This is a genomic window from Rhizobium sp. 01T444, from assembly GCF_056398305.1.
The window spans coordinates 1-553 of sequence record NZ_JBFTPD010000352.1; the positions used below are offsets into that span (position 1 = coordinate 1).

General features: G+C 67.5%; 1 protein-coding gene. It reads right to left on the minus strand.

The window, feature by feature from the left end; translation table 11 throughout:
- Positions 1–513 (minus strand): acyl-CoA dehydrogenase family protein (locus tag AC1DTN_RS38875; protein WP_477925563.1); only part of this gene is annotated, 513 nt, incomplete at its 3' end.
- Between the last annotated feature and the right edge of the window lie 40 nt (positions 514–553).

A 553-nucleotide genomic window follows, 5' to 3' on the forward strand; every position in this document is an offset into this window, starting at 1 on the left:
GGACAGGCGCTGCCTCGCGTAGTCCGCGGCATTCTGGCGCGCGATCTCCGAATACGCGACACCGGACATGGCCGTGCCGACCCGGGCGGTGTTCATCAGCATGAACATGCCGGCCATGTTGGACGATGTGCCCTCGCGGCCCGAATCGGCGAGCCGCCAGCCCACGGCGTTCTCGAAGCTCATGACGCAGGTCGCGCTGCCGCCGATGCCCATCTTGTGCTCGATGGAGGCGACCGACACGCCGTTGCGCTCGCCCAGCTCACCGGTCGCGTGGTCGATGTGGCGCGCGGACACGAGGAAGGCGTTCACCGAGGACAGCCCCTCGGGCAGTCGTCCGTTCTCGTCAGGCACCTTGGCCAACACCACGTGCAGGATGTTGTCCGTCAGGTCGTGGTCGCCGCCSGAGATGAAGATCTTGCTGCCGGTGATGCGCCAGCTTCCGTCCGGCTGCTGCACGGCACGCGTACGCAGCTGTCGAAGATCGCTGCCGGCGTGGGCTTCGGTCAKGCACATGGTGGCGGTCCAGTCGCCTTCGACCAGGCGAGGCACCACG